The organism is Siphonobacter sp., assembly GCF_048595215.1.
Taxonomy (GTDB): domain Bacteria; phylum Bacteroidota; class Bacteroidia; order Cytophagales; family Spirosomataceae; genus Siphonobacter.
Genome location: NZ_JBMDWJ010000390.1, coordinates 1 through 10,129, shown reverse-complemented (window position 1 = coordinate 10,129; position 10,129 = coordinate 1). Strand labels below are relative to the sequence as shown.

At 46.7% G+C, this 10,129-nt stretch carries 10 protein-coding genes; 4 read left to right on the top strand and 6 right to left on the bottom strand.

The annotated features are described in order from the left end of the window. Together nagB and ACOJTG_RS23895 are read right to left on the bottom strand one after the other, a co-directional pair. Positions 1 to 931 (bottom strand): glucosamine-6-phosphate deaminase (nagB, locus tag ACOJTG_RS23900; RefSeq protein ID WP_420156113.1); only part of this gene is annotated, 931 nt, incomplete at its 3' end. A gap of 159 nt (positions 932 to 1,090) precedes the next feature. Continuing rightward, on the bottom strand, positions 1,091 to 1,921 hold the full coding sequence (locus tag ACOJTG_RS23895; RefSeq protein ID WP_420156112.1) for an Fpg/Nei family DNA glycosylase: 831 nt from the start codon (positions 1,919 to 1,921) through the stop codon (positions 1,091 to 1,093). A gap of 213 nt (positions 1,922 to 2,134) precedes the next feature. On the opposite strand from ACOJTG_RS23895, the gene ACOJTG_RS23890 reads away from it, so the two are divergent. Further along, positions 2,135 to 2,950 carry a TIGR02757 family protein gene (locus tag ACOJTG_RS23890; RefSeq protein WP_420156111.1) on the top strand — a complete coding sequence of 272 codons (816 nt, stop codon included), beginning with the start codon at positions 2,135 to 2,137 and terminating at the stop codon, positions 2,948 to 2,950. A 46-nt stretch (positions 2,951 to 2,996) separates the two neighbouring features. Here ACOJTG_RS23890 and ACOJTG_RS23885 read toward each other — a convergent pair whose 3' ends face one another. The 4 genes from ACOJTG_RS23885 to ACOJTG_RS23870 form a co-directional block, all read right to left on the bottom strand. Then, a complete protein-coding gene (locus ACOJTG_RS23885) occupies positions 2,997 to 4,463 on the bottom strand; it encodes a tetratricopeptide repeat protein (protein ID WP_420156110.1) in 1,467 nt (488 codons plus the stop codon). Positions 4,464 to 4,546: 83 nt separating this feature from the next. Continuing rightward, positions 4,547 to 5,302 carry a zinc ribbon domain-containing protein gene (locus ACOJTG_RS23880; protein WP_104710015.1) on the bottom strand — a complete coding sequence of 252 codons (756 nt, stop codon included), beginning with the start codon at positions 5,300 to 5,302 and terminating at the stop codon, positions 4,547 to 4,549. A gap of 85 nt (positions 5,303 to 5,387) precedes the next feature. After that, entirely contained in the window at positions 5,388 to 6,488 is a 1,101-nt protein-coding gene (locus ACOJTG_RS23875) for a Nif3-like dinuclear metal center hexameric protein (protein WP_420156109.1), read from the bottom strand. Between the two features lie 48 nt (positions 6,489 to 6,536). Next, entirely contained in the window at positions 6,537 to 7,061 is a 525-nt protein-coding gene (locus ACOJTG_RS23870) for a DinB family protein (RefSeq protein WP_420156108.1), read from the bottom strand. Positions 7,062 to 7,278: 217 nt separating this feature from the next. Between ACOJTG_RS23870 and ACOJTG_RS23865 the strand changes: the two genes are divergently transcribed. The 3 genes from ACOJTG_RS23865 to ACOJTG_RS23855 all read left to right on the top strand — a co-directional run. Further along, positions 7,279 to 7,704, top strand: a complete 426-nt coding sequence (locus ACOJTG_RS23865; protein WP_420156107.1) for a response regulator — start codon at positions 7,279 to 7,281, stop codon at positions 7,702 to 7,704. Between the two features lie 490 nt (positions 7,705 to 8,194). Next, the gene (locus tag ACOJTG_RS23860; protein WP_420156106.1) at positions 8,195 to 9,550 is read left to right on the top strand and encodes a glycoside hydrolase family 88/105 protein; all 1,356 of its coding nucleotides are present in this window, start codon (positions 8,195 to 8,197) and stop codon (positions 9,548 to 9,550) included. Positions 9,551 to 9,677: 127 nt separating this feature from the next. After that, positions 9,678 to 10,129 (top strand): ComEA family DNA-binding protein (locus ACOJTG_RS23855; RefSeq protein WP_420156105.1); only part of this gene is annotated, 452 nt, incomplete at its 3' end.

Genomic DNA, 10,129 nt, shown 5'->3' with positions numbered 1-10,129 from the left:
AATCACGGTTGGTCAGTTTCAGAATGGGTTTATTCAGCGAAAGAGCCAGGTGCGTAACGGCCTTTTTGATCATGGTTTTATTCCAGATCACCTCTTCCACCAACCAGGGCATTTTGCGGCGGGTCAGTTCAGCAGCAGCCGATTCGTCGAGTACGAATTGTACGTTGGGATGTCCCTGTAAATAACTCGCCGGTACCTGATCCGTCACCGGGCCTTCGATGGCCTGATGAATCATGGGAGCTTTGTGCTCACCCCAAGCCAGCAGAATGACCCGCTTGGCTTTCATGATCTGGTTAATACCCAGCGTAATAGCTTTCTTGGGAACGTTAGCCAGTCCGCCGAAATCCAGAGCCGCATCAATACGGGTCGTTAAATCGAGCGTCATCAGGCGAGTGCGGGAGTTCACGTGTGAACCCGGCTCGTTGAAACCAACGTGACCATTCCGGCCAATTCCTAATAATTGAAAATCCAGGCCCCCTAATTCATCAATCCGGCGTTCGTATTCATGGCAAAATGCCGGAATCTGAGCCGGTGACAGGGTACCATCGGGAATGAAATAGTTGTCTTTGGGGATGTCAATGTGGTTAAACAGCTGCTCCTGCATAAACCGAACGTAGCTCTGTAAGCCATCGGGCTGCATAGGATAGTATTCATCCAGGTTGAACGTAATAACGTTGTAAAAGCTGAGCCGTTCTTCCCGGTGAATACGGATCAATTCCGCATACACTTTTTTAGGCGATGATCCCGTAGCCAAACCTAATACGGCAGGTTTGCCCTGCAATTGTTTGGCACGAATGATTTCAGCAATTTCACGGGCAACCGCGGCTGATGCGTCATTTGAATCGGCATAAATCTGCGTAGGAATCCGTTCAAAGGCGATGGGCTGGTTCAGCGTCGGCGTAGCTAACAACGTGTCTGTTTCGGGCAGCATGTTATAGAAGGAGGCTTAGTTAACGCAACAAAAATATAGCTTTTCCCTGACAAGCTTGTACTCCCAACCTGACAAAACCCGTATTTTTTAAAAAAATTTAATAAATTAACTTTTTAGCGACTTCGCTCATTGATAATCAGTCGTTCTGTAAGCCGATTTTCACCGAAAATCGGCCGGAACTTCGGGCTGATCTACGGGACAGAAGTAAGTAGTACGCCCTCCTACCCGAGTAATTTGCAGCTTTTGCTGACAGCGTGGACAAAGCAAATGTTGTCCATGATCCGGGTAAGGCGATAAAGCCCATTCCCGGGCATGTATAATGAAATTCTGCGGGAACAGGGCGTAGTTCGCTTCGTATTGAATAGCGGTTAGTAACACCTTCTGAATGGATTCGTGTAAGGCCTGTACTTCCGGATTCTTCAGCGAAGAAGCCAGCCGTTCGGGATGAATTCGAGCCTGAAACAATACTTCATCCACAATCCAGTTGCCAATGCCCGCCACTACCGACTGATCCAGCAGTACGGGTTTAATCAGGGCTTTTTTACGGGCCAGCGTCTGGCCTAGTTCTTCTGGAGTAATTGCCAGTGCATCCGCCGCAATTCGCTTTTTCAGAAGGTATGCTTTCACATCGTCCACCAGCCCGATTCGCTCAAATTTCCGGGGACAAATGAACGCAAGCCGGTAGCCATTTTGAAAGTAAAAGATGATTCGGGCAAAGCGGGGCTGCTCCTGATCGTACTGATAATAGGCCAGATCACCCGTCATCCCAAAATGGAAGTGTACAAAGAAACCGCCATCCGTTTCAGCAAACAGGTTTTTACCGACGCGTTGCGTCGCGACGAATTGTCTGCCGCGTAAGGCTGCTACCAGCACGTCGTAATCAGTGGTCAGGAGCTTAGTATCTTCTACCTGAATATCAGCCAATGGCTGAAAGAGGCAGGTTGCTTCGAAATAACGTCGGTAGGTTTCGACTTCGGGTAATTCAGGCATAGAGGTGTAAGGAATGTGGGTTGTCTGGTTTGGGCTTGACGGTTGCGTGAGGGAATGTTTTCGGTAAAGACTGTCCGCTAGTGAAATGTAAGAGTAGCTCGAAACAGGCAGATGACTCTCCTATTTATCAAGTTTCAAAGCTTCTCCTTTGTTCAAACTTACTCTTCCTAACAAACGGTATGGAATCAGCGATTGTTTGCTGACCTTTGCGGTATGGCACTTTTTGAAAAATTCCATTCCGCAGACTGGTTATACGACTTACTCGAAAGCAAAGTACAGCAATACAACCAACCGAGTTTTATACCGAACGATCCCATCAGTATTCCGCATCAGTTTTCGCAGCAACAGGATATTGAAATTATGGGATTCTGGGCGGCGGTACTGGCCTGGGGTCAGCGGAAGACGATTATTAACAAGTGTAATGAGCTGATTCGGCTCATGGACGGAGCTCCGTACGATTTCGTTCGGAATCATCAACCCCTTGATCTGAAGCCTTTTCTCCACTTCAAACACCGTACGTTTAACGCTACGGATACGCTCTACTTCCTGCACTTTTTCCAGCAGTTTTACGCAGAGCACTCGTCTTTGGAAGAGGCTTTCGTACCCGCATCGGTTGCCTTACCGCAGCCCGAGCGGCACCCGGCTTTCCCGGCTGAACAGGCTTTGGTCCGTTTTCATGAAGTGTTTTTGGGTTTGGAAGATGCTCCGGCCCGTACGCGTAAACACGTAGCCACACCAGCCCGAAAGTCATCATGCAAACGCCTCAATATGTTTCTCCGCTGGATGGTACGGAAAGATACGCATGGCGTAGACTTTGGAATCTGGAATCGGCTGTCACCAGCAGCACTCGTTTGTCCCTGCGATGTACACGTAGAACGGGTAGCTCGGAAGCTGGGCCTGTTGCAGCGACCCAACACCGACTGGCAGGCGGCTCTGGAGTTAACGGATCACCTGCGTCGCTTTGATCCCAGCGATCCGGTCAAGTACGATTTTGCCCTGTTTGGTCTGGGCGTAGAAGGGGAAATGTAAATTACTCTCTGATCAAAGATGCTATACCATAGGTTTTGTAAACCAGTTAATACCCCATTTCTGTGAGAGCTGCTTTCGCTTTCCCATCCACGGAATTTTTGTATTCGTGTTTTTTGTAGCTAATGGCTTTCTCGAAATAACTTTTGGCTTTGGCCTTGTCGTTGCGTAACTGAAAAATGTAACCCAATTGCAAACAGGATGACGGAGCAAAATGCCAGTTTTGTCCTTCGCCCAGAGCAATAGCCCGTTCGTACAAGGGAATAGCCGTTACAAAGTCGTTCATACGATGGTAAATACGGGCTTTGCGATAATTGTACTCCGTTCGGTCGTAGGGCTGTGAAAATTGAGCTTCGGAAGTGTTCTTCAGGTTTTGTAGAGCCGTTTCGTAATAGCCGCCGTCACCGGCAAAACGAGCTTTGAGTACCAGTTTCTGAGTATCGGTTAAAGGCTGGTACGCGGCGTTACAAGCTTTCTGGGCTGATTTGTCGGCTTCATTATGGGCCTGTCCTATCGTTTTTACCCGCTCATACTGGGTTCGGGCTTTGGCCTCATCACCCGCCAGAGCGTAGCAGAGGTATTCCTTATACGTTGCATCTTTGACGAAATTTCCAGTAGGATGCTCTTTTAGAAATTGCTGAAAAGCGGCAATTGCATGGACGTACTGGCCTTTTTGTAAGAGAATTTCACCGATATGGTACTCAAAAAAAGGTATATCCAGATATTCGGGGGAATTGGGGTGATTTTGGGCAATAGCCAATGCGGCTTCCCCGTGCCCTTCTTTCATCAGAATGGAATTGCCAAAAAACTGAATCAGTAAATTATCACTGTTCTGAGCCAGGTATTTCTGGAAATCCGTCACTTCGCGACCGCTCAGTCTCAAGACATACCCCTGCATGAGGTATTCAATCAGTTGAGCTTCTGTTCGAAACAAGGGTTCTTTCTGCGTCACGGCGTGAATTTCCTGCAACCCCTGCTGAATATTTCCCCGTAATCCTAGTAGTTTGGTTACCCAGCGATAGCTCTCGGGCGTCGATCCGATCAGCACGTGCAGCATCCCCAAGGCTTTTTTATTGTACGTAAACTGCGGGAATCTTCGGGCGTTTTCATCCAGCAGTTTGTACGCTTTGATAATGTCCCAGGCTCCCGGCACTTCCTTGCCAAATTTAATTTTCACAAAGGCCCAGTGTAAGCGAATTTCGGCCCGCAGGCAGCGATTCCAGGGCGAATCTTCGTCCATATCCTCCAGCTGTTGCAGACGTTTTTCACCGTTTTTCTCCATGGTTTCGTACGCCTTCCGATCTTCCGTGAGCAGCAGCGATAACATATCGGCGTAATCATCCAGGTACAGGGCTACTCCGTTCGTTTTCAATTCGGGAGTCAGTTCCTGCCGACCTTTGTTCAGTTTGAGTTTGAAAATGTCCAGATAAGCCTGCTGTACCCGGGGCGTCCATTCAAAATCAGCTGCCTGACTAAAGCCTGGAAGGAAAAGCAGAAGAAATAAGATTCGTTTCATGGAAGAATGGGCTGAAACTGGTACAAAAAAACCCGTCGAAAATTCGACGGGTTCGTTCAGATTGGTGTTGCTGTAAAATAAAATTACCGCCGTGAAGTTGTAGCAACCGTAACAGGAGCGTCTTCGACGTCCGCCAGAATCCGACCGCAATGTTCACAGATGATGATTTTCTTCTGCTCCCGAATGTCAGCCTGACGTTGGGGAGGTACTACGTTAAAACAACCGCTACACGCTGCCCGGCGAACCGTTACAACGGCCAGTCCGTTCGAAGAATTGTCACGGATACGCTGATAAGCCAGACGTAAACGGTCTTCTACTTTCAGTGCCTGTTTGTCACGTTGTTCGTTCAGTTTCTTTTCATCTTCCTGGCTTTCTCCCAGAATGATGTCCAGTTCTTTGCGTTTCGCGTCAAGATCTTTGCGACGTTCTTCCAGTAATTGTTGCGTATGACGAATTTCTTCTTCTTTCAGACGCACTTTTTCGCTGGCTTCAGCCGTACGCTTATCCGCCAGTTTCATTTCCAGTTCCTGAAATTCGATCTCTTTGTTGATGGCATCGAATTCCCGGTTATTGCGGACGTTATTTTGCTGATCTTTATACTTAACAATCAGTTTTTCAGCGTCACGCTTGGCCTGACGATAGCCGTGGATTTCGGAATCAAGCGTGTCGATGGTATCTTTATGACGTTTGATACGGGTTTCAAACCCGGCGATATCATCCTCAAGATCCCGAACTTCTTCAGGCAAATCCCCGCGAATTTTTTTGATTTCGTCTAACTGAGAATCTATGGCCTGTAATTGGAGGAGAAAATCGAGTTTTTGAGCTACCGTTGCTTCCATGAATGAGAGTTTCGAATCTATCGTTTCCAGCTTTTACTTAACAACCGGGCTGACATTCAGCCCATTTAAGAAAAAACTGTAGAACTTACACGAAATAGTGAACCGGATTGGTGTCAGTTTTAGATAAAAGTGTCGCAAAATTAGGGAAATTTTCCGTTAGACGCTCACTTAATAGCTCTTTCGTGAAAACTTCGCTTTCGTAATGCCCAATATCACAAATCATTAGCTGCTTTTCGGCATCGAAGAACTCGTGGTATTTAAAATCAGCGGTTACGAAAACGTCCGCCTGTTGCCGTAACGCATCTTTCAGCAGAAAACTGCCCGATCCACCACAGATAGCAATTTTTTGTACGGTTTTGTTCCGCAACTCCGTATGACGAATCACTTTCAGATTCATACGACTTTTCAGATACACCAGCCAATCGTTTTCAGAGAGTGGTTCAGGCAGTGTACCGATCGCTCCGGAACCTACTTCCTGATTACTGTTTTCGAGCTGATGCAGATAGTAGGCCACTTCTTCGTAGGGGTGAGCTTGCCGCAGAGCCTGTAACACACGCCCTTCCAGAGGAGCCGGAAAAATTACTTCAATCCGGTACTCCTCCACTTCTTCGGGCTGATTTAGTTTTCCCAGAAAAGGGTCCGCTGATCCCGTTGGGGTGAAGCTACCCGTACCCAGGGTTCGGAACGAGCAGTTTTTATACTCCCCGATCTGACCGGCTCCGGCAGCGTACAGAGCCTCCAGTACCTGCGATGTTTGTTCCACGGGAACGAAGGTGGTAAGCTTTTCGAGCGTCTGTCGCTTGGGAGCCAGTATACGCACTGACGACAGGCCGAGTTGTTGAGCGATTCGCCCGTTTACGCCTCCTTTCACACTATCCAGATTGGTATGAATAGCGTAGAGAGCAATGTCATTTTTGAGGGCTTTGATGACGGTCCGTTCGACGTAATTTTTCCCGTTCAGCTGTTTCAATCCCTTGAAAACGATGGGATGATGGGCAACGATTAGGTTACAGTCTCGCTGCAGGGCTTCGTCTACGATGGCTTCCGTGCAATCCAGGGTAACGAGAACATTTTTTACTTTCTGTTGTGGATCGCCTACGATCAGACCCGCATTATCGTAGCTTTCCTGATAAGCCAGGGGAGCCCATTTTTCTAAAAAAGAAGTAACGTCTTGAATTGTACTCATGGCAAAAATATACGTTCATTTTTTAGTAGATTTCCTCATGCAGAAAGCCTACCCTAATTGATATCGTTCGCTTAAAATGTTTAAATGGTGGCGTTCGTGTCCGGCAATCATATAGATCAGAGCTCGGCTCGACAAAGGGGAACCACTGCTGGTACCCATTCGGGATAGATCTTCTTCACTGAAACTACGGAATAGCAGTAAATTCCCTTTGCGTAAAAATTGATACTGCTGCAGTAAATCTTCCAGGGGCTGTCTGCTAAACTGAGCTACGGCCATGTATTCATCCTGTTCAAAACCCGGTAGTTTCTGGGTCTCTCCCCGAGCAATCGCTAAAGCCCGGTAAGAAAAAACACGCTCGGTATCCATCATATGCCCTAACATTTCTTTGATAGTCCACTTCCCCTCGGCGTATCGAAAGTCCGCTTGCTCGGGCAATAACAGAGATTCGTAGCGGTGCAGCACTTCTTCGTACTGATGCTGTAATACCTCTAGTACATTAGCATCTGGCACTAAGGCTATGTAATGAGCCATCTGACTTGAGGCGGGATATTCAGTAGAGGAAGGCTGGTTCATACGGATTAAACTAGTGATGGTAGATAGCTGGCAGAAATGGTTGGGTAATCCCTTCCACTAATTCAGTGAACTCAATGAAAGCTTCGACTTGAAATAGTGAAAAAAATCTTACTTCGTTCCCAGCTTTACTCAGTTTTTATAAGGGAATGTTTTTTTTGACTCTACACCTTTAGAAAAGGTATTCTTATGCTTGAATACTACTAAGGGTGTTGGTGTCATGACAGAGACTTCTATCTTACATATTCTACTGGCAGATGACGATGCAGATGATCGCTTTCTAGTACAAGAAGCCTTTGATGAAGCGGGAGCTAAGGTACAATGGGAAAGTGTAAGTACAGAATCTGAGCTGCTTCATCGGCTTGATACAAAGCAAAAACTACCTGATTTGCTTCTTCTTGACTGGAATCTTCGGCCTGGCGGAGGACCGGAGCTTTTACAATTTATTCGAAAACATGCTCAGGCTTGTTTTCTACCCGTTATTGTTATGAGTACCTCTTCAGTACCCGAAGATATCAAAAACGCCTATCGCTTTGGGGCTAATTCTTACATCGTAAAGCCATCCAGCTATAACGATTTGGTTAACACGTTCAAGAGTTTATATGAATTCTGGGGTCATATTGTTCAGCTACCTCCTGAACATTGAAAGGCTCGCTTCTTCGACAGATCGATTTTTATACTTACACTTATCATATATATACTTACAAGTAAATCAAACTATATACTTACTATTTTTTTACCAAAAAAGTGCCAAATACTACTATTTGTCGATCCATTCTTCCCTTTCGCCGAAAACTCATTCTAGCTCGCTCTTGAGATACTAGTTTTGTTTCATCAATCTAATCAAGTGGCGGCTTGAAGGATTGAACTTGAGAAACAGAACAGCTTCATGACGGTGTAGCTAGTTCTGAGGAGTAAAACCCCTCTCATCTTTTAGATTTGAGGGGTTTTCTAAAAAAACAATCGGTATAAGCGTTCAACCATAGCCTATTCACTGAGTACATCCAACCTTCAATCTTTATATTTAATACTAGTTTCATCCAACCCATCATAAAGCCCTATCTAAGGGCTTTTTTTTTATTTATCCGTCTTTGATCTGCATCCATTACTCTATCCTGTTTTATACAATCGCTTCCATGAAAAAATATATCTTCACCAGTCTTACTTTAGTAGTACTGTGCCAGATAACTTTTGCTCAACGCAATGAAACCCGGGCTACCGACGCGGATACGCCTTTGCACTTGTTACAACCCGATTATCCGGTCCCTTATGGTAAAGTTTCAGCAGAAGCGGTGACCCAGGTATTAGACCGAGTTTATACGTACTTGAACGCGGTAACCCCTGCTCAACTGGCTAATAAACAAAGCAATAAGATTCTGACGGATTTTTCTTCCATTGATGCGAATACCACCTTTGCAAAAGCTGACTTCCGCCTTACCAGTTACGAATGGGGCGTTACGTATGCCGCTCTGTTACAGGCCAGCGAAGCAACGGGTGATCCGAAATACAAAGCCTATACCGATGAACGACTAAAATTTCTGGCTGACATCGCTCCGCATTTTCAGAAACTTCTGAATGAGGATCCTCAAAATCGGCTCGCCATGCGTTCGTTTCTCAATCCACACGCGTTGGATGATGGTGGAGCCCTTACGGCAGCCATGATTAAATCTGTACGCGGTGGGAATACGGCGGCGTTGCGTCCACTGATCGATCATTTCATTCAGTACATTCTTACTAAAGAATATCGTTTATCCGATGGGACGCTGGCCCGTAATCGACCACAACCCAATACGCTTTGGCTGGATGATTTATTCATGGGCGTACCAGCCCTCGCTCAGATGGGTAAGCTTACGGGAGAGGCGAAGTATTACACAGAAGCGACCCGACAGGTTATGCAATTTTCGAAGCGGATGTTCAACTCCCAGAAAGGTCTGTACATGCACGGATGGGTCGAAGGAATGAATGTCCATCCTGAATTTCACTGGGCTCGGGCCAATGGCTGGGCCATTCTAACTAAAGTGGAGCTACTCGACGTACTACCAGAAAATCACCCGCAACGGGCTAAAATTCTGGAATTGTTACAGGCTCACGTGAAAGGTCTGACCGCCTGCCAGTCGGGTTCGGGCTTCTGGCACCAGCTCCTGGACCGCAATGATTCATATCTGGAAACTTCCGCTACGGCGATTTACGCCTACTGTCTGGCCCGAGCGATCAATAAAGGCTGGATTGATAAGGTAGCCTACGCCCCCGCCTGTTTGCTAGCCTGGAATGCCGTCTCTACAAGAGTGAACGCCAAAGGGCAGGTGGAAGGTACCTGCGTAGGAACGGGTATGGGCTTCGACCCAGCTTTTTACTATCACCGCCCCATCAGTCCCTACGCGGCTCACGGGTACGGTCCAGTGATTCTGGCGGCTTCGGAAGTCATTCAGTTATTGAAAAAACAGCCTTTTGAAATCAACGACAGTTCATTGCAGGCTATTCAACGAAAATAGTATTGTATTAGGTTCTCGGAATCCGTACGGGCTTACCTGTACGGATTTTTTTAAGTATCATTACTTAGCATACGGTCGGACTTTTGGAAGGAGCCATTTGTAATTTGGATTGTTAATCCTTGCTAGTATGCCTTCCAAACTAACCCAATGGGTACGGAATTATTTTGGCTTCAGTCGTACCGAATCACGTGGCTTCTTGATGCTCCTGAGCCTGCTGATTTTATTGCTTCTATCTCCGTTCGTACTGGATTTTCTCCCTGATTCGGTACAGGATTCGCAGGATGCTCAAAAGCTTGACACGCTCATGGCCCAGTTGGAGGTGCAGTCTGAAACGCAAAAAGCGTACTCCGAACACGATTCCCGCGATTACAACCACTACCCCGACAAGCGTTTCAGTAAACCTACGCGTTTGTTCGCCTTTGACCCGAATACCATCACCTCCGAGCAGTGGCAAGAATTGGGCGTGGCCCGCTGGATGGCCGAACGAATCATTAAATACCGATCCAAAGGAGGCGTATTCCGTAAAAAAGAAGATTTACTTCGCATTTATGATTTCCCGAAAGACCAGTACCAGCAACT